This window comes from Methanosarcina sp. (genome assembly GCF_035390745.1).
In the GTDB taxonomy this organism is placed as follows: Archaea; Halobacteriota; Methanosarcinia; order Methanosarcinales; family Methanosarcinaceae; genus Methanosarcina.
In genome coordinates this window covers 1-22,331 of sequence record NZ_DAOOUJ010000053.1, presented here as the reverse complement: position 1 = coordinate 22,331, position 22,331 = coordinate 1, and the positions used below count along the sequence as shown (strand labels likewise).

Genomic DNA, 22,331 nt, shown 5'->3' with positions numbered 1-22,331 from the left:
AAAATACTGTCTTATGGGTTATGAGGAAAAGTAATTTTCAATCCTCAAACCCTAGCTGTTTCATAACGTGATGGTACTGCTCAGGGGTCAGCCTTGAATAAAAGGCTCTCTTGACCACTTCACTTAAAGACGGGTGGATATCCATCATTTGCATTATCGGTTTTGCGCTTCTTGATGGCGTATACATGAGAGGAATTATCTCATGGATCAGAATCGAGGCATGAGGACCTATAATATGGGCTCCCAGGATTCTCTCTTCCAGCCCGTCCAGAATTACTTTTACGAAATAATCCCTGGCTTCCATAGCAGATCCCTTTGCAGTGTCTTCAAAGAGCTTAAAGCCTATAACAACTCTTTTTTCCCCATACTCCTCAATGGCTTCCTTTTCTGACATTCCTGCGCCTGCAATCTCAGGATAGGAGAAAACTGCGTGCGGTACAGCATGATAATCTGCCTTGACTTTTTCTTTCCTGATCGCATTGAGGAAAACTACTCTGGACTCGTAGTTTCCGACATGCTTGAGCAGGTGTTTTCCGTTTGCGTCCCCAAAAGCCCAGATATCTGGCTGTGAAGTTTCAAGATACTCATTAACCAGAATCCAGCCCTGCGGGTCTGTTTTTATTCCTGCCCTTTCGGGGTGGAGAATATCAGTATTGGGGGCTCTGCCTGTTGCCACAAGGATCTCGTCTGCCGTAATTTCAGTTTCCTTTCCAGAATCCCTATCTTTTGCCAGAACCGTTTTTTGCCCGTTACTTTCTTTTCTGACCTCTATGGCTTCATGGTTTGTAAGTATCCGCATGTATTCTGACATTTTTATCCTGGCAAGTTCGGAGATTTCGGGTTCTTCCAGGGGAAGGAAATGAGGATTTCTCCCTATGACCGTGACTTCAGCTCCCATAGCAGAAAAAAAGTGGCCATACTCAGCTCCGATGTAACTTCCTCCGAGAACGGCGATGCTTTTCGGGCACTCATCGAGTTCAAGCATTGTATCGCTTGTAAGATATCCGGTTTCTTCAAGCCCTTTGACAGGCGGGACTGCAGGTCTTGAGCCCGTGCACAGGAAAATCATTTTAGAATGAAGGGTCTCGCTTCCGACTTTCAGGGTATACGGAGAAATAAATTCTGCAGGCTCGGGATAATAGTCAAGATATGGATTCCCGGTCAACCCCTGCCTTATCATCTCGATATCCTCTCCTATTCTTCTGCGCATTCTTTCCATGATCGTGCGGAACTCAATATCTTTTATTTCCAGCTTGATGCCGAAAAGCGGGGCTGTTTCAAGTTCTCTTATAAGCTCTGCAGGGTAAAGCAGAAGTTTTGAGGGGATACACCCTCTTGTAAGGCAGATCCCGCCGGGTTCGTCTTTGTCTATGACAGCTATTTTCATCTCAGGATTCGAATCAATAATAGAGTTCACGTAGTTCATTCCGGAACCTGTACCTATTACAATCAGGTCATAATTTTTCATTAATGTCCCCTCATAACAAAAGTAAAATTAGATGCAAATTAGATATCAACCATTCTGGATTTGTTAACTGCAATAGTTATCTGTCTGTTTTGCTAATTACATTTATTCCCGATTCAGGAATAAGAATATGGAGGCAAGAATGAGAATACGGAAGCTAATTCAAAAGGTTTCTAGAAAAATTTCTCAAAAATCTTTTCCAGAGGATTGCGGTAAGGAATACTTTAGAAGACAAAGAATTAGTAACAGTTGTCTGTAAAGTGAAATTGCTGGCAAAAAAGTTATTCCGTATTTTGAATAACAGTCATAACTGGCTGAAAATACTGCCGAGCGCAAGGAATAAAAGGTATAAATATTTTTAAATCTTGTTCATTTTTAGCAATAAGCTGAAGGGAAAACAACTATCTATTTATAAAGAAAAACCTATTCTATCTAATTTCTCAGGAAGAATAAAAAACAAAAGATGTCTAAAATGAACAGAGCTGCCCCCATCCTAGAAAACGGGTCTTCCTATCGTGGAATTCCTGTGATGCACGTATTATATCTCCTGCTTATTCTGATAGCTCCTTTTGCAGGGGTAGATCTCCTCTTCATTCTATCTTTTGGAGTTTTCCTGGGATTGAGATTTTCCGGAAAGTATCTTTCCTGCAGCAGAGATGCGGTCAGCCTTGCTTTTTCCCTTTCTCTTATGCTGCTTGTTTCTGCCGTTTCTAAAGATCTCCCTTACACGTTTCCGTTTTATATAGTTCTTGCCGCTTTTGCAGTCGCAGCAGTGGGAAACCATAGCTCTTTTTTTTCAGAAAGAGGTTTCACGGCTGACTTTGAGTCTGAAAAGAGCAGGAGGAGGCAGAGAAGATTCTCAATAATGTGGAGTTCCATTTTTCTCGCGCTCAGGATTATTGCAGCTTTTCTCGCAGCAAGCTGGATTGTTTACTGGCAAAAACTTCCAATCCCGTATAACTTTATTTTTTTCATAGCCGTTATTGGAGCAGTTACAGGTTCGCTTTTTGAGTCAATTCCCTCAAAGATAGACCGCAATATCCCGGTTCCTCTGGGAGCGGGGATGACGATGTGGATTTTCGAGGAATTCAGGTACTGGGTGCCTCCCGAGAAAATGCTCATAGCCCTTATCTTCTCCCTTTTCCTCGGAGCTCTGGCTTACAGAGCAAAAATAGCCGATGTTTCAGCTCTTCTCAGCGCCGCCCTGCTGGGGGTTCTGATTATCGTGTTCAGCGGGCTTCCCTGGTTTTTGCTTCTGCTGACTTTCTTTATTCTGGGAGGCGGGTTTACCAGGTACAAGTATGCATTCAAGGAATCAATTGGCATTGCGCAGGCTAAAGACGGAATAAGGAGCTATGAAAATGTTTTCTCTAACAGTACAGCAGCCCTTGCCCTTGCAGTAGCATATGGCATCTTTCCGGAACACAGTCTTCTGATAATTTATGCCTACATGGGTACTGTCGCAACCGCTACAGGTGATACCCTTGCAAGTGAAATCGGGACCACAGCAAAGGGAAAACCCAGAATGATAACAACTCTCAAGATCTCAGAACCCGGAGCTGATGGTGCTGTTTCTTCTCTTGGCGAACTTGCCGCAATTTTCGGCTCTGCAGTCATAGGGGTGCTCGGCTATACTCTCGGCATTTCCAGCGACTTTTTGCTTTCCATTCTCATCACTACTGCAGGAGGCTTTTTTGGGACCAATATAGACAGCCTGCTCGGAGCCACTCTTCAGAAAAGAGGACTGCTTTCAAACAGTGGGGTAAATTTTGTTGCAACCTTTGCGGGAGCAGGAGTTTCGGCAGGAATATACCTTCTAATATCTGTTTTTTGATTATTCTGCAAAATTTTTACTTCTGAAAGACATCCCTTTATATCTCCAGGAATATATTCTTACAAGGGCGGGGTTATTGCAGTGTCCTTATTATTGAATCTTTCAATGAATAAATATCTCTAATTTAAGGAAGGTGGCCATATGACAGAACCCGAGTACAAAGGCAAAAAGATTTTGCTTGTTATTGCCCAGGAGCAGTTCAGGGATGAAGAATGTTTTGTTCCAAAGCAGTTGTTTGAAGCTGCAGGGGTGAAGGTTACGGTTGCAGCAGAGTCAACAAAAACCGCAAAAGGGGCGCTTGGAGGTACTATCAAACCTGATATCAGCATCTCTGAAGTCAGAATTGATGATTATGATGCAGTTGTCATTTCCGGAGGGCCGGGCTCAAGAAAATATCTCTGGGACAATAAACATCTGCGTGAACTCGTAAAGGAAGCCGACTCAAAGAAAAAAGTAGTTTCTGCAATCTGCATCTCTCCTGTAGTCCTGGCACGAGCCGGCATTCTAAAAGGTAATGAAAGTACTGTTTTTAATAGCCCTGATACTGTGGATGAACTTGAAAAGCATGGGGCTGTTTACCAGGACAGGGATGTTGTGGTTTCGGGCAGGATAGTGACAGGGAGAGACCCAAAAAGTGCTGAAGCCTTTGGTAAAGCCGTCCTTAAAGCCCTGAAAAAAACATGATATCAAATTTGAATTCCAAATATTTTCAAATTTGAATGCCAAATATAGACCATAGTCTCTGAACTGCAAAGCGCACTGTAATATATTCAGCAGAAAAATATTCAGCAGCAAACTGGTGACCTGTTATGAATTCCGAACTTGAAGCTGTACTGTCCTATCATCAGGCCAGCAAGCATGGCTTTAAAGCCTATGCTTCAGGTCCCCGATTCCTTGATTTGGAAATCAAGCCAGACCCTTTTCTTAACTACAGAGGAGCTCCAGTTATAAAGCTGGATACATGGAGTGAAGTAGACATAAAATCCGAACTTTTTCCCACCTATGAACAGGCATTTTGTCCTGAGAAACTGGGACCTCCGGTGCTGAACCGGACCAGTATTTCTCAGCTCCTCTTTGACAGCTTTGCCCTTTCGGTGTGGAAGAAAACAGGAAGTACGCAATGGGCTCTCCGCATCAACCCTTCAAGCGGAAACCTTCACCCAACAGAGGTTTACCTTATTTCGGGTCCTGTTCCGGAGCTTCTGGAAAATCCTTCTGTCTGCCATTATGCTCCTCTGCAGCACGCACTTGAGCTAAGAGCAGAATACCCCCCGGAGACCTGGGAAAAACTGAGTTCAGGATTTCCAGACGGCACATTTTTCATAGGGCTTACTTCAATTTACTGGCGGGTTGCCTGGAAATACGGCGTCCGTGCTTTCAGGTATGCAAACCATGACCTCGGGCACGCTATTGCTGCTCTAACCTTTGCTGCCGCAGGACATGGCTGGAGAACGAGCCTGCTTGTGGATATGGCTTCTGAGGGCACAGCAAAACTTCTGGGCATTTCCGGAACTCAGGGGCCTGAAAGAGAAGAGCCTGCCTGTCTGCTTGCAGTTTACCCTTCAGAAAAAGAATCTAGATCTGGCAAGATCTCTTCATCAGCACTTCCTGATTTTGAAAAGCTTTCCTGGAATGGCACCCCTTCCCGCCTGAGTCCTGCACATGTGGAATGGGTTGAGATTGAAAAGGTTGCTTCAGTTACCAGAAAAGGGGAAACCGGGCATTTCAGTGAAACAAAGACGGAGCTGAAACCTGAAAGGGGAGTTTCAGGATTACCCGGGGCAGTTTCGGGCCACACAATCCATTCCCCCCTGGAGGCGGTCCCTCTGCGCAGCGTAATTCACAGAAGGAGAAGTGCTATCGAAATGAATAACAGTGTTTACATGGATGAAGAGAATTTCTACGGCATGCTGCGCAGAACCCTTCCAGATAAAAACCCTGTTTTCGATACACTTCCTTTTGGACCCTTTACTCACCTTCTTCTTTTTGTAAACAGAGTGAAAGGGCTTCGTGAAGGCCTTTATATCTTTTTAAGAAAGCCTGGGGAAAAAGAAGAGTTTAAAGTCAGATTCCGACCGGATTTCCTCTGGGAAAAGCCTGAAAGCTGCCCTTATGATCTTGAACTTTACATGCTTGTAGAAGAGACACTTTACGATTTTGCAGCCCAGCTTTCCTGTGCCCAGAGAAAAGCGGCAGATGCCTGTTTTACTGCCTGTATGCTTTCCAAATTCGAAGAGCCTCTGAAAACATTTGGTTCCTGGATGTACCCTTACCTTTTCTGGGAGTGCGGAGTCCTGGGACAGCTCCTTTACCTTGAGGCAGAAGCCCGCGGTTTCAGGGGCTGCGGAATAGGGTGTTTTTTTGACGATCCCCTGCATGAAACCCTGGGACTTAAAGGGCTTGAGTACCAGGATCTATATCACTTTGCAGTTGGCTCGCCGCTTCAGGAGATTGGTGTTGTTACTTTCCCTGCATATGGGAAATAATTTTGCTCTTTTTGCAGAAATTAGATGATCAGTCAAGATGCTCAGTCTGAAGGGTTCTCAGGAATTCTTGTGACCATCACTTTGTCTATTCTATGGCCATCCATATCAACTACCTCATAGCGCAGTCCCTTTAATTCAACACGATCTCCTGTTTTAGCAATCCGCTGCAAGATGAACATAAATCAGGGATTCAACCCTGCGGTCTCCAATGTCAAAAACGCCTTCTATCATGCTCAACTCGGCTTTTTCGAATACTCCGGCTTCGGTTCCTTCCTCAAGCATAATCTTGATTTCCTCTTCTGTTACCGGCGGCCCGGCTATCTTTCGGACTCTCATCAGCCGGAGAACATCCTCGGTTGAGTAGCTTAGAATAAACACCAGTGGTTTTGCTATGAGAGAAAGGAAAGAACATAGGCTTTGCTACATTAGAGGCAATTGCATCTGCATTATTGAGTGCAAGCCGCTTTGGAAAAAGTTCCCCAAAGATTAAGGTCAGATAGGTGATTACGAGTACTCAAGAGTAATGCTGAGCGCATTACTGTACGGAGCCAGGGCAGGGATTTCGCGAAGATAGCTGGACAGTTCTTCTGCTATTGTTGCTCCACCGAATGCACCGGCAAAGATACCCACCAGTGTAATTCCTATCTGGATTGTCGAGAGAAAAGCGGTGGGTTCATTTGCGAGCTTGAGTGCGGTATCTGCCCCTGTATCTCCTTCTTCTGCTTTCTGCCTGAGGCTGGTTTTCTTGGCTGAAACCAGGGCAAATTCTGACATAGCAAAGATGCCATTGAGCGCTATAAGAACAAGAACAAGGATGATGATAATTTCAGGGAAATAAGGCATTTTTCAATTATTAGACGGATTATAATTTAAACCTATTTACGTGACCGTTTTCCAGAAATGGATCCTGAAGTCCGTATCTGACTTCCGGCTATTTAAAAGAAGTAAACCTGTTATTTAAAAGAGTAAAGGCAAAAACCGCTGCTTGCCTTTTTTGTTATTTTTCTCTGGCTCTTCTGTTTCCAGGCTCTTCTGTTTCTATTTTATTTCTTGTTATTTTTCTTTGGCTCTTCTGTCTCTATTTTCTTTCTTCTCCTCAAAGAAGGTCTTTTTACGAATCCTGGCTGTGATGGAGGGACAGACATCTCGTGTCCTGATCCAATTTCGCATTGCACAACAATCCCACGGAGCAGGCGGCCAAGAATATCCGACCCTGTTATTATGCGCTTTTCTTCGCCCCAGTACAGGATCAGATCCTGATCAATCACATCGTCTTCCGGGTACTGAGGATATACCTTGAACTGCCGGATCACTTTTTCAAGCCTGGTTTCAGGAGATTTTACCACTACAGGGAAATGGCAGTAAAAAAGCGGGATGAAAGGCCCTTTTTTATAAACCGCATCCCTCAGGAAGCCGTCCGCATCAAGAACCATTACAGGCTCGTCTGCAGGGTTGGTAATAACTACCCACTTTTTTCCTGAGGCTTCTATCTTCTGCAGGAAGGGATCAGAAGGTTCCCTGTTGAACTGGGGAAAAACAGGGCGGTTATTTTCTACAGGTAAAGAGATGATGCTTCTCGAGTCTAGTATGGAACCTTCGTCAGAAATGCTGACGTCGTCTATGGAAAGAAAATTCAGGGCTCCTATCCCTTCAAAAGCGCCTATATCGGTCTTTCCGGACTCGATATGTTTTTCGAGCATAATTCTCATTGATTGTTCCCGGAAAAGCTCGAGTTTTTCTCTGCCCAGCCACCAGTCGAGAATAAGGGCTGTTGGTTTGGCAACTGGATAGAGAAGCATCTGGTAAAAGCGTACAAGAGGAGTCAGCTTTGCCCCAAGCACAAGTGCATTCCTCGAAAAATAAGCCTGCGGCATGATCTCTCCGAAACATGTAATACCAAAGGTCGAGAAGAGGAATGCTGAGGTTCCAGCCATCACGGAATCCGTAAGAAGGGCAATAAGGACGTTTACCCCCACATTTCCCCAGAGCATGGTTGTAAGCAGGAAATTGGAATCGCGCCTTATCTGCAGAATTTTTATTGCGTTTTTATTGTTTGCTTCGGCTTCAATTTCAAGCCTCAGCCTCCCAAGCCCGAAAACACCGATTGTCATCCCCGAAAAAATGGCAGATTGTGTCAGGCAGAACCCAATTAGTATCCATGTAATGATTTCATTCATTGTGAGTCTATGGCCTCTATAATATCAGTGTAAACCTAGTCGAATCCTTTAACCAATTTATCTGTTATAAACTTAATCTCATTAATTAAGGCTTAATCTCATGCTTTAACTTTTCGTAAGTTAGTGTTGTTTAGTTTATTTTCGTGCTTCTATTCATTAAAAAAGAGATAAGTTCTTAAGTTTTTGATTTTTTTAAATGAAATGGGTGTTTTACTTTGGATTCTGATAATTATTATTCTTTAAAAAATAAAGGCATTAGTTTCCTCAATCGAGGACTATATAAAGAAGCTATTGAATGGTTTGATAGAGCTCTTAAAATTAAACCTGATAATTCTGATTCTTTACGAAATAAAGGTATTTCTTTAGTCGGATTGGAAAGATATAAAGAAGCTATTGAGTGCTATGATAAAGTCCTTAAAGTCAAATCTGATGACTATGATTCTTTAAGATACAAAGGCATTGCTTTATTTTTATTGGAAAAATACGAAGAAGCTATAAAGTGCTATGATAAAGCTCTTAAAATCAAACCAGATGACTACGAGTCTTTGAGGAACAAAGGTGCTACTTTATTCAAATTGAAACGATACAAAGAAGCTGTTGAATGCTATGATCGTGCTCTTAAATTTAAACCAAGTGACTATGATTCCTTGAGAGAGAAAGGCATTGCCTTAATCAAAATGGGTATGCATAAAGAGGCTGTTAAGTCGTTAGATAAAGCTCTTAAAATCAATCCTGATGACTATAATTCTCTAAAACACAAAGGCATTGCTTTAGATTCTCTAGGGATGTATAAAGAGGCTATTGAGTCTCTAGATAAAATTCTTAGAATCAAATCTGATGATGACCAATGCTTAAAATATAAAGACAATATTTTGGAAAAAATGAGAATAGAATCTGCAAATAAATCAAAAAATGACGCTTTTAAGTACGACATAGCGTTGTCATTTGCCGGCGAAAATCGAGAAGTAGTAGAACAAATTGCAAAAAAGCTAGCTGAAAACAATATTCAAGTCTTTTATGATGAGTTTGAGAAAACAAAGTTGTGGGGAAAGAGATTATCAACGCATTTCCAAAAAACATATGCAGAAAACACTTGTTTTGTATTAGTTTTTGTTTCTAAAGAATATTCATTGAAAGACTGGACAAACTTTGAATTTTCGATCGCACGAGGCGAAGCAAAAGTAAGAGGAACTGAGTTTATTTTGCCTGTGAGGTTAGATAACACTCCTCTATTCGGTTTACCTGATGATATGGCCTACTTAGATTTTAATACAGAAGGAGTTGAAGGAATAGTTAGTGCAGTTATAGACAAACTAAAGGGTTAAGGTATAGTTTAAATAAAAAGTACGTTTTTCAGTCCCAGTTCGAATATTAAACTGACCCCTAAAAAAATAACTTGGTTCCATCATATTGTGAGAGGGAATTCAGTTTGAATTTGTTCAGCAATTTTACTACTCATTTTTGCTTTTTCGCGGCGAGCCAGAGTTTCCCTATATTCCCTTGCTTCGGCCATTTTTGTGAATTCAATTTTTCCATGCAACTCTTTGACTGCGGTCTCAATCTCTTGAAGAGCAACATTATAAAACTCTTTTCGGCTATTTACTAAGTTCAAACTTTTTTCATTAAAACGCCTATGTAATTTAGTTTCTAGCTCAGGAGCATTTTCAGAATGGATCAAGGCATGTACATCAAAATCAAAAGGAACTGAAGCACTAAATTCTCGTATTCTATCTAATGGCTCCAGCCGTCGTGTCATCCCGATTTTATAGATATCCTCCCCAAAAGAACCAATATTTGAAATTACGTAAACATATCCACTTTTTGTCACTTGAGCAATTGAAACTGATCTCTTTTTTTCCTGAGCTTCTTTAAGTTGCTTTTCGAGATTTAAGATTTTATCGTTGAGCTGTACTATTTCTTCGCTTTTTGCCGTTTTAATTTCTTTTAGGGCTTCATCGAGGGCTTTTTGATATTGCTTTTCTTCATTTTCTGCCGCTTTTTTTGCAGCCTCAAACTCTTTTATCGCTTTTTCCTCTTCTTTTATCTGCTCTTTTATTAACCTTTGCTCTTCCTTCTCTTGATATAACTTTTCCTGACGTTCATGAACAAGATGTAATTCTTCCAGTTTCAAACTAAAATACTTATTTGTAATTTTTATATCCAATGGAGCAACCAGCTTGTTGATTTCCTCGTATGCTTTTTCAATCCGATCTTCCATCTTTGATACGTTGTTCCATTTTACTTTTAGTATGGCAGCATCACATTCACCATTGAAGGCACGCAATGCAAGTTTTGTATTCCGAGCGATCATTTCTGCGCCTTTCTTTTTATCTCCTTCAACGACCCATTCTTTTGAGCACACAGAAGCTGCCTTATCTTTAATAAGTTGTTTTTGACGTTGATGGTTAGTTAGTATCCGCTGTTGATATTCCTCAGAAGTATCAAAATCAAAGTGAGGCTTATATAAGCCATAAGAAATGATCTCTAAGTTTTCTTCAAGTGAGTTAATCTCATTTAATAATTTATCGTATAAAGTTCGTTTGTTTTTGTAGTCTAGAGCTATCTCGTTGGTTTTAGCCTGTATTTCTTTAAGTTTCTGATTTTCTCTGATAATCTCTGACTGAATGTCTGTGAGATCTTTAAAATCCGTTAGAGTTTTCTCATATGCTTCTCTTCTGTTTTTATAATCTGCATCAGCTTCATTAATTTTAGTTTTAATATCTTCTAATTTTCGATTTTCTTTTGCAACTTCAGAATCAATATCTGTAACATTTTTAAAACGCTCGTATAGTTTATTATATCTTAAATTTAGTCTGATGTAAAAATACAGAATTATAATTGATAAAAACAAGAAGAGAAATGTTAAATCCGTCAGTGTCACCCTCTAACTTACTTGATTATGTAAATATTGTTACAAGTTGAAATGAATAAATGTTATAAAAGTAATTCGAAATCTATTCAAATAATTAGGAGCCTATTGGATATCCATATGCAGTTTTAGGCTTCATTTTAAAAAAATGAATATTAAAAAAATCAATAAAAATTAACAATTAGAGATCTTTCGCAAAAAATTATTACAATCAGAAAAATCGAATTAAATAACTCTTAAAATTAGCATTGCTATGCAAATTGCAATAATCATGATCCCGTAAAATATAACGAGTGTTTTTGAAATGGCAGTCCTTGCCCAGCTTTGAACCTTCCCTTTATAAGAAGTGGTATCTAATGTAAACGGCCCTTCATATAGGATAGAATCTTTGGTCTTATTACGAATATCATTATACAAAGCTCTAAAGAGTCTTTCCTGCCATAAATAGAAAGCATCCAAAATCCAGAAGGTAAGAACAGGGAAAAACGCCAGAATCACAAATTTAGAATTTGAATTTTGTGCTGCGAGAGCAAAAAGAGCAACCACTAGTGTGACTGTCCATCCCTTGAGCAAAAAAGAATTATTTGCCATTCTCGTTATAATATTTTGAATAAACTCTAGATGCTTTACTATATCTTCTTCTACCATAGGGTATCCTTATTCAGATAATTTATCTCTATTAATACTTACTACTATCTGACTAAACTATATCATATTGTCAACTGTTGCTCGCTTTTTTCTACCTTTTTGTTCTGTGCAGAGTCGCCAGACAAGCTGGCGGAGGTTTTCGATTTCATATGAATTTAAAAGCCCTTTTATGGAATAAGTAAGATTTTCTTACCTGTGCAACCTTATTCACTACACCAAACCTTTCTTGTCCCGCTCTACGAAGGAGAGCTGCCTTTCTGTCAAGTTCTTCCATTAGTGTGAATTTATACCTTTCTAATTCTTTAGACCTGACATGCAGTTCTTATAAGGCATAACCTGATTTTTCATATAGAAGAAAAAGGAATTTTTCCAGATTTTTAACTGTCTTTTAAGTTTACAGAATTTTCTGGTAATGGAAGATCCACTTCCAAAAGTTTTTTAAATTATTAAAGGATTAACAGTTTTTGCAGAAAAGAGAAATTTATCCCCTCCATGTTCTCTTTTCTTTTTTTCTTTTACGGTTTCTCATAATGTAAAAGTTTCTCATAATGTAAAAATTACAATAAGTATCACTTTCCGGATAGGTTCCAGGTACATTTTCGAGAAACAACAACTTAAAATATTAATCCTGAATCTTTTTCCGTTTTTTTCTGTTAAGCAGCCAGCTTACAGAGAGGAAAACGCTAATTGCAAGAACAGCATAAGCTGCCATAAGTAAAAGAGAACCGTATTTGCCAGCAAAGAGAGGATTTGTGTTATTTATCTGCTCATTGCTTGGATACATAATATCTTGCTTGTCGCTGCTGTGATCCAATCCCAATGCGTGTCCCAACTCGTGCTTTGAAATGGCAAGCATTGCCGTATCAGTATACGGTATCCACTTCATCCACTGATAATATCCAACTCCAAGCATTATGTCTACTCTTATAAATCGTCCGCTGGAAATGTACGGAAATGTAGCGCCTGCAGCTCCACGAGGAGCGTCCTGATATTTCTGCAGGTCTTCGACCCACATTATTCTGATATCAGCGTTTTCGGAATCTACAAGTTCAAAAACAGGAGTGTACTTAAGCTTTCCATTTCCCCCTGCTTCCCAGTAGTCCAGAGCTTTTTGTACCTGTGTAAAATAGACTGGACTATAATGAGAAGGCACAGTTTTGTTATCTATGTACACGGTGATAGGAGAATGATCCCAGGGGTAATCTAAAATTCCTGGATAATCTGACTCAGAGGCTGCCGAAACTGTGGGTAAAAAAACTATCATTAGCAGCAATAAAAAGAGTAATCTTATTCTATACCTATAGTTCTGAGTAATACAAACCTGCCTCCATATTATCAGGTAATTAGTTTTAAAAACTTGATAGATTAAGTATTAACCTTTTGTATAAAAATCAAAAAGTAGTAAAAATAAGAATCTATTTTTCCTGTGAGATCCAAATTCGAAGAAGGATCAGAAACCCCCAGAAGATTCTTTATGTGGTCGATGATACTCCAGTTCTGTTCACTAACTCCAGCACATAGTAATTGCATGAATTATATAACACAGCATATATAAAAATCATTTTCAAGCAAAAAATAGTTTAGTGTAAAAAATTTAGAGCCAACCATAGTTCTTTTTTAATCATGAAGGGCAGGAAATAAAATGGAGAAGAATAGACAAAATAATTTGCTTCGATAATGCTTTTTGTTCATTCTTCCTTTTGTTCAGAGTCGCCAGACAAGCTGGCGGGGGTTTTAGAGATATAAGTGAGCTAAAAATCGGCTTTGGATAAAAGAAGAATCTTTTTTGTCTGCTAACTTCACAAATAGAAATCAGTGCTTTCCGGGCTTTCAAAAGCCAGCCGAATAGTATAATATTTAATAATAAGCAGGTTATAGTAAGGTTCTTAATCAGCCATTCATGCCAAAGAAGAGTATTCCAGGGCAGCATTATTGCTTAAAGCCCCTTCTGAAATCATATAATCTTCCTTAATCTCCACCTTTCGAATAGAAGATTATCATCCTTCCGATCGTGATAAACATGGTAAAACAAATGAAAAAAACCGGAGTACCTGGTGAAGTTCCGGAAATATGCCGCACTGTCGATACTACTAACAATGCAGCAGAAAAACGAGTAGTACTCCTTATTGCAATTCTTGCCGGATTTCTTACCCCTTTTGATGGTTCGGCAGTGAATATTGCTCTGCCTACAATCGGGAAAGAGTTTCATATGGATGCAATTGCCCTTTCCTGGGTTGCAACCGCTTACCATCTGTCTTCGGCAGTATGTCTTGTCCCCTTCGGAAAGATTGCAGATATTTACGGAAGGAAAAAAGTTTTCCTCTACGGCATTTCTATCTTCAGCCTTGCGTCTCTGTTAATGACCATGGTCCCTTCAACTGAAATGTTTATCAGGGTACGGGTTTTTCAGGGCATCGGGAGTGCTATGATCTTCGGGACAGGGATAGCTATACTCACCTCTGTCTTTCCGCCCAGGGAGCGCGGGAAAGTTCTCGGAATTTATATTACTGCGGTCTATCTCGGGCTCTCTCTTGGTCCTTTCCTTGGCGGCGTGATGACACATTATCTCGGCTGGAGGAGCATTTTCTTTGTAAACGTCCCTCTCGGCGTTATCACCGTTCTCCTTATTCTCTGGAAGCTGAAAGGTGACTGGCTTGAATGCGAAGGGGAGAAATTTGACCTGACAGGCTCCGTTATCTACAGTTCAGCAGTTGTTGCTACCATGTACGGTTTTTCAGCTCTTCCTGACTTTGAAGGAGCTGTTCTCATAGCAGCAGGTCTTGTCGGAGTTATCGCTTTTGCACTTTACGAAATGAGGGTACCTTTTCCTGTACTTGACATCCGGCTCCTGACAAAAAACAGGGTCTTTGCCCTTTCTAACCTGTCTGCACTTATCAATTACAGTGCAACCTATGCAGTGACTTTCCTCTTAAGTCTGGATCTCCAGTACACAAAAGGCTTCACTGCGGAGCATGCCGGAATGATCCTTGTGGCGCAGCCGGTTATCATGGCTATGATTTCTCCGGTTGCCGGAAGGCTCTCGGACAGAATTGAGCCGCGCATAGTTGCGTCTGCAGGAATGGCAGTAACTTCTTTTGGGCTCTTTCTGCTTATATTCCTTGAAGAGACAACTCCAATATGGTATCTGGTTATTTGTCTGGTAGTGCTTGGCACAGGCTTCGGGCTCTTTTCATCCCCCAATACCAATGCCATAATGAGTGCGGTTGATAAAAGATTCTACGGCGTTGCGTCAGGAATGAACGGAACCATGCGATTGCTTGGCCAGATGCTCTCCATGGGTATTGCGATGATGATCTTTGCGGTTATTATCGGCCCTGTACAGATCACTCCTGAGTATTACCCGCAGTTTGTTTCAAGCCTTCACTATGCATTTATCCTGTTTACGTTATTCTGCATCATCGGTGTGTTCGCATCTCTGGTGAGAGGAAAAACAGATCCGGTTCATACCGGTCATGAAGGGGGCAAAAAGTCTGTAAGGTGAACAGAGATCGGGTATATCTCAATTTTATATACTTTATCCGACATTTTCTGATAAGGAGTTTGTGAAATATACAATCTGGCTGGCTTATTGTATACTGTCGGATACCAGAGAGACATTCTGTCCTGAGTATAAATAAATATAACAGCTAAAATAAACATGACAGCTAAACAATTATTTCGAGGGGGCTTATTAAATGGATCTGTTTGGTAAGAATAAAGAGAAAGGAAATCATGTTCCTGGAGTTGACAGGGGTAAAGTAATAATGTACGGGCTCAGCACCTGCGTATGGTGTAAAAAAACAAAGAAACTGCTCACAGACCTTGGTGTTGATTTTGATTACATCTATGTAGACAGGCTCGAAGGCGAGGAAGAAAATGAAGCAGTCAAGGAAGTAAGGCGTTTCAATCCCTCAACCTCATTTCCGACAACTGTTATAAATGATGAAAAGGCAATTGTGGGGTTCAAAGAAAAAGAAATCCGTGAAGCTCTTGGTTTTTAAGGGGGAGTTGGGTTGAAAGAAGAAGCTTCCGAAGAAAGCATCTCAGAGGAAGAAGTAGACAAAGTATATAAGCGGCTGAGGGATCAGGCCGAGAAATCCGGCTATCACCTTAACCCGGATGTAGAGTTCACAAAGGACCTTGTACGTGGGCTGCTGGCTAATGAAATACGTTATGGTTACTGGGCCTGCCCATGCAGGCTGTCTGCTAATAATCTAGAAGAAGATCTGGATATTGTCTGTCCATGCTATTACAGGGACCCGGACCTGAATGATTACGGAGCCTGCTACTGTGCACTTTATGTTTCGGACGATGTCATCAGGGGGAAAAGGGAAGTCGAATCAATTCCTGAAAGACGCCCTCCCAGGGAGCAGAGAGATGCTGAAAGAGCTGAAGAAAAGAAGAGAGAGGAGATGATGAGCAACATGGAATTTTCAGGTAAACTTTCAAAGCCGGTATGGAGATGCAAGGTCTGCGGATATCTCTGTGCCATGGATGAGGCTCCGGGAGTCTGTCCGATCTGTAAAGCGAAAAAAGAAAGGTTTGAACGTTTTATGTAATTCCGTGTGCAATCCTTTCTTATTTTTTTGAAAAACGATGCAATAATGTGTTTTGGAAAGTAGAACTTGTTAAAATATTTTGAATCTATAGGATCAGGAAAGAGAATTTAAGTATAAAAACTTTGCTTTTATTATTCAATAGTTTATGGAATAAAAATACTTTTATGACTCTATTTAATTAATAGAAAAGATATCAAGCTTTAAATTTCATATTTGCCTGTTAATTATCTATTTTACGAAAATATGCTTATATATTTCCCCTCATCAATAAGATAACAATAAAAATTTTTAAATGGAGGGAGTCGTATGACGAAATTTGGGGAAGTCATTCGCTATGCTTCTTATATAACTTTAATACTTATTCTTTTTAGTATCCTGTCACCTTCAGCTCTCGCAGGTAATGGAGCTGGAGCAGGTAACAATGTAAAAAGTGAAAAGACGCTTGAGACTCTTCAGAAAAAAGACATGTTAAGGGAAGAAAACCAGTCCAGAAATCAATCAGAAAACAAAACTTCAGAAAACAAAACCATGGAACGAGTACAGCTTAGAGAAGAGTCTCAGGAAAGGAATCAGCTAAAAGAACAGCTCAGGATTCAGAAAAACAATTATCAGAGCTCAAAGAAAAACTTCCTTGCTATCCGGAGCCGGCTCAGGTCAGGAAATTACGATGAAGAAGACCTGAATATCACAAGAGAATACCTGAACGCAAGCATCGACTATATGATAGCTCACCTTGAAAAAGTTCAGTACAACCTTGAACAGTCAAACGGTAACGGCACGGAAGCCAGAATTACTGCTATTGAAGAAAGAATAAGCCAGCTGCAGGAAGAAAAGAAATCTGTTGAAGAAGCCGAAGACCTTGAGGATTTCGTAAATGCAACAGAATCTATACGTGGCGTCTGGAACAATGTAAGAAACAGAACAGCCGCAGAGACATGCCAGACTGCAGGCGAGAAAATAGATGACTTCGTTAACAAATCTGAAGGCGTTTCTAATAAAATTGAAAAAGAAATCGAAAGCCTGAACGAAACTGGTGTTAACACAACTGGCCTTGAGGTAAAGCTTGCAAGTTACAATTCCCTGATGGACTCAGCCAGGGAAAATAACGAAGCAGCAAAAAAGATCTACAGTAAAGAGAATGCAACTGAAAAAGAACTGCAAAAAGCAGATGATTACCTGCAAAATGCTCTCCAGGAAATAAAAGAGGCAAACCAGGTCCTGAAAGAGATCTTTGGGGAACTGGAACAGTATAGAAATGAAGAGACCAGCAAAAACAGGACAGGAAATGTCCAGAAAACTGAACTTAATAATTCAGGAAGCATAAACGACACAGACAATAGTTCATCTGATAGCGGCATTTCTTTGAACGAAACGGAAAACTCTTCTGAAGAAGAAAACAATAGTAATACAGATAACGAATCCGAAAACTCCACCCAGGAAGGATTGGAGAGTTAAGGGGGCAAAAAAATGGTAAAATTAACACATGTGTTTGTAATGTCAATATTAATTCTCTGGCTTGCAGCATCCGGTTGTGCAGGAAACGATAAGGAAGAGCAGGAGGCAGGTCCAGCCCCAAATGCCTCTGAAAATACCTCAGCTAATCAGGTGCTTACCGAAGCAGATGTTCAGGAATTTGATAAAAACGCTACAGACCTTGAAAATCTGCTCGAGAATTCCAGCGAAGAAATAGTTATTGAAGAACTTTAAAAATAAAGAGTTTTAAGGATAGAAAAAGATGCTCTCATTTGAAGAACATCTTTTCTTTATTTTTCATTTTCTGGACTTCGTCCTCAAGAATCTCTAATCTTGATTCAAGCTCATGCATATCTTTTCTGGTAAAGACATCTGCCTTTGAGATGGCATCCTGAATCTTATCGGATATCTTCTTTTCAAGGTCGATTCTCTGTTTCTTGCTTTCTTCGACAAGGTCCTGTACAGCTTTTTTGCCTTCTTCCTTGCTGATATCCCCTTTATCAACAAGCTCTTTTACGAGCTCATTTACTCTTTCTTCGGTCATTGCCCACAGGCCAGCCCCTATGAGCCCGAGTTTTCTGACGGATTCCTTCATTGTATTAACACGCATCCTTGGCTATTAATCTGAAAACAATTAATTTAAAGTGATCTATGAGATATAAAAACTGATAATGTATTAAAAGCCAGTAATGTATTAAAAACACTCTTATATTAAAAGAGCTTCCATGTTTTACAGTGAAAATTTTATTTTTAATGACGCTGATAAGCTCTGTCATAATTACGGTCATTGGAGCTATATTATTCGGGGCTTCTACAAGAAAGGTTCCTCTTATCCCCGGACTTCCCATTCCCGTATACAGGACAGTGACTACAGGCAGGGAAAGAATGAGAAGATTTACAGCTTTTCAGGGTGCCCATTAAATATCTGAGTTAATCAAAAGCAGCCCGGTTTGAGAGAAGAATCTTGAAGATCTCATGCAGGGCTGAGCTTGAAGAATTATATTTCGGTAGTTTGCGGTTTTTTGCTCGGGCAGGTCAAAAGTTGATATCAATAAAATAGTGCATAACTGTCATTTTTTCGTTTGCCATGAAAGAAACTTCTCCTGTTTGAAAGAAGAAATTAATTTTTCGATCAGTATCAAATCGGATATCTTCTGCACATTTATAAAACTGTATGAAGATATTTATACATTGTGAGGGTTATAGTATAAAGATCTTTTATGAATTTCTTCTCGACTGCGAACGAAATAGTAAAAACTCCCTCGGAATTTTTCAAAAAGACATCAAGTGTAAAGGGCTATTATAATCCTATAGTTTTTGCCTGTATCTGCGGTTTGTTTCCACAAATAATAATGGGTGCGATTGTTTCACCAGTTATCGCCTTTTTAGTGGCATTTTTGTTTTCTTTCATTATACGTCTCTTCATTGACAGCGCAGTTTTGCATGGATTATTTAAAGTAGCTGGAGGAAAAGCTACTTATGAAAGTACTTTTCAAATTCTAGCATATTCATATATAGCACAATTTTTCACCGCTCTCCCTATAGCAGCATCTCAGGCAGGTCTTACCCCAGATATCAGTCCGATCCTTTTATTATATGCCATATATTTACTGACCATAGGAGGGCAGTTTGTCCATAATCTCAATGTAGGAAAGGCAGTTACTGTTGCAATCTTATGGTCATTCTGGTATCTGATTACAGCAGTTGTCTTGTTTGCTGTAATGGAACCATATATATGAATAAACTCGACCTCCGAAAAGTTCTGATTAGAGGCTGAGATTGCAAGAAGGGAAAGTAGAGATTATGAGACGGCGGAGGTTTTGCTTGGAAGGATAAAGGAAGAGAGGGGGAAGGTTGGGAAGAAAGATAAGTTTTTTACCATTATTGTACTTCAACTCTGTCAATTGCAGCTCCTTAATATAATAATTAGAACATTAAAATATCTATAAATACATTAGGAAGTAACTATACATCAATTGCTGGTGGAAGTAATTAAAATGAAGATTAAACAGCTAGAAATTGATGGTTTTAGGTGTTTATGTAACTTAAAAATTGCATTTGAAGATAATATTACTCTAATAGTTGGAGAAAATGACAGCGGCAAAAGCTCTATCATCAGCTGTTTAAATCTTTTTACGGAAGATTATTCATTAGAACTTGATGATTTTAATTATGGGCGTAACGAAATAAAAATAAAATTAGTTACAGAAGACTTTGAATTTATAAAAGAATACAGAAAAGAAAAATTCCTAGACTCTAGTTTTATAATAAAACCAAGTCAAAAGTTCATTCAAGAAACTAAAGAATTTCTAACTTCTATACCAGATAGTTTAACTGAAGCTCAAGAGTCTAAGATCAAAGATTTATCTAAAAAATTTGGATTGACTGTACGCGTAAATAGCAGCATTCAAACCTTAAAAAATCAGTTGAATTCGAAATTATCTGAAGATGAAATAATCATCAGTAATGGGCATTTTTTTGAATTAAATAAAATTCAACTTGATGGAAAACAATTTGAAAATGTAGAATCTTTTTTTAAGGAAGTTTTTCTCAAAGACAAACAAGCTAATATTTGGGACACAAAAATTCAAGATGAGAAAACAATTAAAGAAATAATTCAAGAAGAATTGGATAGTTATTCCAAATCAATTTCTGAAGACCTTAAATCAAAAGGAATAAAAGAAAAATTGAAACAGTATTTAAATCAACTCACTGATATTAAAATAGAACCCCTGTTTGAACCTAAGAATCTAAACATCTATTCAAAAGTCAAATTTTTAGAAAATGGAAACGAAATTTCTGTTGAAAAAAAGGGGGATGGAACCAAAAGAAGAATTTCTTTAGCATTACTTGAATACAAAATGGAATGTGAAGAGTCATGCAAAGACTCAAAATTGTATATACTAGATGAACCTGATACACATTTACATGTGAAAGCACAGTTAGAACTATTAAACATTTTAAAAGAATTAGGCAAAAAAGGCTGCCAAATTATCATAACTACTCACTCACCTTTTTTAATCAATGCTATAAAGCCAAAACAAATACGTCTATTAGTCCAAGAAAACGCGAATGAAACAAAGATTAAATCTCTAAAGAATGAACCGGAAACTTCAGATGAAATCTTAAGAAAACTTGGAATTGAAAATATCTACCTGTATTTTGCCAAGAAAATTATTCTTGTAGAAGGTGAAACAGAAGAATCATTTTTGCCAAGGATTTATGAAAAAATATATGATGTTTCATTAAATAGCGATTTAATTAAGGTAATCAATACAAGAGGTATAAAGAATATTCCTGGTTTTGCAAAAGCGTTGCTAGAGTTAGTAGATGAAAATAGCATTTACGTCGTTAAGGACAATGATGCAAGCGAAGAAACTTTAAAATTAATCGATGAGCTAAACATCCACCCCGATAGGCAGATCAATGTAGGAACAAAAGAGTTTGAAGATTCATTTAGTGATGATGTTCTATATGAGTCTTGGAAAAATTACTTAGCCGAATGTGGAAAAGATATTAGCAAATCCAAATGGTCTTTGAAAAATATAAGTAAATTAAGGGAGAAATGTTACTCTAATCCTGATAAAAAATTCAGTTCTGAACTTAAATCTTTAAATCAAGGGAGTGGAAAAAAATTCAGCAAAATAATTTTTGGAGAAGTATTAGGTAATTATTGTGATAAAACAAATATCCCTGATAAAATAAACGAATTATTGTTTAAGTTATCTAATTAATTTTTATTGTTGGATACTTATCTTTTATATGCACGTTGAAATATTTTCCATGTGAACTTGCACGAAGAAGATTTTGAAAAATATTATCCGGAACGTCTTTATACTGATATACGTCTCCTCTTTTAAATTCAATTTCCAATATTTTTTTACTTTCGTCATAACCTATTGATTCTATATTTGATGATGAAACTTCTGTTCTTTCCATCATTTCGCCTCTCATCTTCTTCATAAAAAATAAACATCCAACGATATAATCTTTTTTTACAACTTGAGTTTTCATTTTCATAAATACCTAAACGCAAAAACTTTCAAAAATCAAAAAGCTCCTTCTGATTTCTGTCTTCCTTCCTCAGATAGAAAATTCCAATAATCATCCAGGTCTTGAAGCGGAAATGAGTTCCCATTACAAAATAGAGATCTCTGTCCTTCATGAAGTCATAAAACTTGTTTCGAATCTTCTCTTCTATGGACGCGAGATCTGTATCAGTCCGCATAATATTTCTTGCAAGTTCATTAAGTTCCCAGTCGAGCAGGATGATCTTATGTCCTTTGCAGGCAGGATCGTTTTTGCACCTGAAATGATATCTCAATTCGACAGGCATTTTAATTTTTTCTCTTTTCTCGACCAGATAATCGCCCATCAAGTTGAAATACTGCTGCTTGTCGTATATTTCAGTACTATTTATTTCGATCTTTACGTTTAAAAGTTCAGGCTTAACTACTCCAAGACTTGCATTTTCTTCAGTTAATTTTTCAATTGAACTTACTTTCGACCGGAGTAAATTTCTTAGCTCTTCGTCCTCAACAGGGGAATGCAGGTTCCTGTATCGAATTTGCTTTCTGCTTTCTCTTCTTTGATCGTTATCCGGTTCCGTCAGGACAACTTCTACCCGGTCTTTCTTCTTAAAATCGATTAATTTTTCCCCATAGCTAAATTCGAAAGGATAAACTCTCCTGAATTCTCCGTTCTCATTTATTCCGGCAACACATACAAGATAGCCATGCTTTTTACTTTCTTCTGGTGTAGCCCTCGGTAGTGTCCCTATATTTCTGTAAAATTCTCTCTATACCTTTTTCCTCTTGTTT

The 22,331-nt window shown here is 38.9% G+C and carries 22 protein-coding genes and 1 pseudogene; 12 read left to right on the top strand and 11 right to left on the bottom strand.

Annotation, left to right across the window (positions count from 1 at the left end; translation table 11 throughout):
* Positions 1-37: 37 nt before the first annotated feature.
* Entirely contained in the window at positions 38-1,468 is a 1,431-nt protein-coding gene (locus PLL47_RS11505) for a dihydrolipoyl dehydrogenase (protein WP_324446343.1), read from the bottom strand.
* A gap of 469 nt (positions 1,469-1,937) precedes the next feature.
* On the opposite strand from PLL47_RS11505, the gene PLL47_RS11500 reads away from it, so the two are divergent.
* The 3 genes from PLL47_RS11500 (at position 1,938) to PLL47_RS11490 (ending at position 5,785) form a co-directional block, all read left to right on the top strand.
* Complete coding sequence (locus PLL47_RS11500) at positions 1,938-3,299, top strand: TIGR00297 family protein (RefSeq protein WP_502883697.1); 1,362 nt, start codon at positions 1,938-1,940, stop codon at positions 3,297-3,299.
* Positions 3,300-3,440: 141 nt separating this feature from the next.
* Positions 3,441-3,983, top strand: a complete 543-nt coding sequence (locus PLL47_RS11495; RefSeq protein ID WP_324446341.1) for a DJ-1/PfpI family protein — start codon at positions 3,441-3,443, stop codon at positions 3,981-3,983.
* A gap of 125 nt (positions 3,984-4,108) precedes the next feature.
* On the top strand, positions 4,109-5,785 hold the full coding sequence (locus tag PLL47_RS11490; protein WP_324446340.1) for a SagB/ThcOx family dehydrogenase: 1,677 nt from the start codon (positions 4,109-4,111) through the stop codon (positions 5,783-5,785).
* 41 nt (positions 5,786-5,826) lie between these two features.
* On the opposite strand, the gene PLL47_RS11485 is transcribed toward PLL47_RS11490, so the two are convergent.
* The 4 genes and pseudogenes from PLL47_RS11485 to PLL47_RS11465 all read right to left on the bottom strand — a co-directional run bounded on the left by PLL47_RS11485 (position 5,827) and on the right by PLL47_RS11465 (position 7,962).
* Entirely contained in the window at positions 5,827-5,964 is a 138-nt protein-coding gene (locus PLL47_RS11485; protein WP_324446339.1) for a transporter associated domain-containing protein, read from the bottom strand.
* A pseudogene (locus PLL47_RS11480) lies at positions 5,939-6,181 on the bottom strand (CNNM domain-containing protein); the annotation flags it as partial. The gene PLL47_RS11485 and the pseudogene PLL47_RS11480, both read right to left, overlap by 26 nt.
* A gap of 108 nt (positions 6,182-6,289) precedes the next feature.
* A complete protein-coding gene (locus PLL47_RS11470; protein WP_324446337.1) occupies positions 6,290-6,628 on the bottom strand; it encodes a CNNM domain-containing protein in 339 nt (112 codons plus the stop codon).
* 200 nt (positions 6,629-6,828) lie between these two features.
* A complete protein-coding gene (locus tag PLL47_RS11465; protein WP_324446336.1) occupies positions 6,829-7,962 on the bottom strand; it encodes a DUF21 domain-containing protein in 1,134 nt (377 codons plus the stop codon).
* A gap of 215 nt (positions 7,963-8,177) precedes the next feature.
* Here PLL47_RS11465 and PLL47_RS11460 point away from each other — a divergent pair, with 215 nt between their 5' ends.
* On the top strand, positions 8,178-9,287 hold the full coding sequence (locus tag PLL47_RS11460; protein WP_324446335.1) for a tetratricopeptide repeat protein: 1,110 nt from the start codon (positions 8,178-8,180) through the stop codon (positions 9,285-9,287).
* 80 nt (positions 9,288-9,367) lie between these two features.
* On the opposite strand, the gene PLL47_RS11455 is transcribed toward PLL47_RS11460, so the two are convergent.
* The 3 genes from PLL47_RS11455 to PLL47_RS11445 all read right to left on the bottom strand — a co-directional run bounded on the left by PLL47_RS11455 (position 9,368) and on the right by PLL47_RS11445 (position 12,743).
* Positions 9,368-10,843 carry an SNIPE associated domain-containing protein gene (locus tag PLL47_RS11455; protein ID WP_324446334.1) on the bottom strand — a complete coding sequence of 492 codons (1,476 nt, stop codon included), beginning with the start codon at positions 10,841-10,843 and terminating at the stop codon, positions 9,368-9,370.
* Between the two features lie 213 nt (positions 10,844-11,056).
* Positions 11,057-11,479, bottom strand: a complete 423-nt coding sequence (locus PLL47_RS11450; RefSeq protein WP_324446333.1) for a hypothetical protein — start codon at positions 11,477-11,479, stop codon at positions 11,057-11,059.
* Positions 11,480-12,101: 622 nt separating this feature from the next.
* A complete protein-coding gene (locus tag PLL47_RS11445) occupies positions 12,102-12,743 on the bottom strand; it encodes a matrixin family metalloprotease (protein WP_324446332.1) in 642 nt (213 codons plus the stop codon).
* Positions 12,744-13,499: 756 nt separating this feature from the next.
* Between PLL47_RS11445 and PLL47_RS11440 the strand changes: the two genes are divergently transcribed.
* The 5 genes from PLL47_RS11440 to PLL47_RS11420 all read left to right on the top strand — a co-directional run bounded on the left by PLL47_RS11440 (position 13,500) and on the right by PLL47_RS11420 (position 17,745).
* The gene (locus PLL47_RS11440) at positions 13,500-14,981 is read left to right on the top strand and encodes an MFS transporter (RefSeq protein ID WP_324446331.1); all 1,482 of its coding nucleotides are present in this window, start codon (positions 13,500-13,502) and stop codon (positions 14,979-14,981) included.
* Positions 14,982-15,174: 193 nt separating this feature from the next.
* Positions 15,175-15,480 carry a glutaredoxin family protein gene (locus PLL47_RS11435; protein WP_324446330.1) on the top strand — a complete coding sequence of 102 codons (306 nt, stop codon included), beginning with the start codon at positions 15,175-15,177 and terminating at the stop codon, positions 15,478-15,480.
* A gap of 12 nt (positions 15,481-15,492) precedes the next feature.
* Positions 15,493-16,038 (top strand): ferredoxin-thioredoxin reductase catalytic domain-containing protein, encoded by a 546-nt coding sequence (locus tag PLL47_RS11430; protein ID WP_324446329.1) that lies wholly within the window; start codon positions 15,493-15,495, stop codon positions 16,036-16,038.
* 306 nt (positions 16,039-16,344) lie between these two features.
* On the top strand, positions 16,345-17,493 hold the full coding sequence (locus PLL47_RS11425) for a coiled-coil domain-containing protein (protein WP_324446328.1): 1,149 nt from the start codon (positions 16,345-16,347) through the stop codon (positions 17,491-17,493).
* 12 nt (positions 17,494-17,505) lie between these two features.
* The gene (locus PLL47_RS11420; protein WP_324446327.1) at positions 17,506-17,745 is read left to right on the top strand and encodes a hypothetical protein; all 240 of its coding nucleotides are present in this window, start codon (positions 17,506-17,508) and stop codon (positions 17,743-17,745) included.
* 34 nt (positions 17,746-17,779) lie between these two features.
* Here PLL47_RS11420 and PLL47_RS11415 read toward each other — a convergent pair whose 3' ends face one another.
* On the bottom strand, positions 17,780-18,121 hold the full coding sequence (locus PLL47_RS11415) for a phasin family protein (RefSeq protein ID WP_324446326.1): 342 nt from the start codon (positions 18,119-18,121) through the stop codon (positions 17,780-17,782).
* 143 nt (positions 18,122-18,264) lie between these two features.
* Here PLL47_RS11415 and PLL47_RS11410 point away from each other — a divergent pair, with 143 nt between their 5' ends.
* The 3 genes from PLL47_RS11410 to PLL47_RS11400 all read left to right on the top strand — a co-directional run bounded on the left by PLL47_RS11410 (position 18,265) and on the right by PLL47_RS11400 (position 21,245).
* Positions 18,265-18,432, top strand: a complete 168-nt coding sequence (locus PLL47_RS11410; protein ID WP_324446325.1) for a hypothetical protein — start codon at positions 18,265-18,267, stop codon at positions 18,430-18,432.
* A 299-nt stretch (positions 18,433-18,731) separates the two neighbouring features.
* Positions 18,732-19,250, top strand: coding sequence for a YIP1 family protein (locus PLL47_RS11405; protein WP_324446324.1), 519 nt, complete (start codon positions 18,732-18,734; stop codon positions 19,248-19,250).
* A gap of 243 nt (positions 19,251-19,493) precedes the next feature.
* The gene (locus PLL47_RS11400; RefSeq protein ID WP_324446344.1) at positions 19,494-21,245 is read left to right on the top strand and encodes an ATP-dependent nuclease; all 1,752 of its coding nucleotides are present in this window, start codon (positions 19,494-19,496) and stop codon (positions 21,243-21,245) included.
* Here PLL47_RS11400 and PLL47_RS11395 read toward each other — a convergent pair.
* A complete protein-coding gene (locus PLL47_RS11395; protein ID WP_324446323.1) occupies positions 21,238-21,531 on the bottom strand; it encodes a KTSC domain-containing protein in 294 nt (97 codons plus the stop codon). The two genes, PLL47_RS11400 and PLL47_RS11395, sit on opposite strands and share 8 nt — an antisense overlap.
* Positions 21,532-21,553: 22 nt before the next feature.
* Positions 21,554-22,291 (bottom strand): DUF8757 domain-containing protein, encoded by a 738-nt coding sequence (locus PLL47_RS14995; protein WP_502883696.1) that lies wholly within the window; start codon positions 22,289-22,291, stop codon positions 21,554-21,556.
* Positions 22,292-22,331 lie beyond the last annotated feature (40 nt).